The organism is Pseudoalteromonas sp. GW168-MNA-CIBAN-0100 (genome assembly GCF_040309225.1).
GTDB classification, from domain to species: domain Bacteria; phylum Pseudomonadota; class Gammaproteobacteria; order Enterobacterales; family Alteromonadaceae; genus Pseudoalteromonas; species Pseudoalteromonas arctica.
This window is the reverse complement of sequence record NZ_JBEOOL010000844.1, coordinates 1-251: the sequence shown is the minus strand read 5'-3', so window position 1 is coordinate 251 and position 251 is coordinate 1. Positions and strand designations below refer to the sequence as shown.

General features: G+C 46.6%; 1 pseudogene. It reads right to left on the bottom strand.

Annotation, left to right across the window (positions count from 1 at the left end):
- Positions 1–251 (bottom strand): annotated as a pseudogene (locus AAEY62_RS23665) (TonB-dependent receptor); the annotation flags it as partial.

Here is a 251-nt window from a genome sequence, read left to right as displayed (position 1 = left end):
CCTCTATACGCTGCGCCATTTCGCTATGTGCTTCAAACAACTCGTTTATATTACAAAACCCAGCTGCTCTTAGTGCAATACCATCCTCAAGTGTGAGTAAACCACCACAGGCACCTGCGCCGGATAAAACAGGTGAGCGCAGCGCGGGTAAATATTCTTGGCCATTACCACGTTGTATATTTGCGCCAGCGACTCTTTGCATGGCTTCTTCAATATGCGTAGGAGCAATGGCATTTAATTGTGCTTCATTG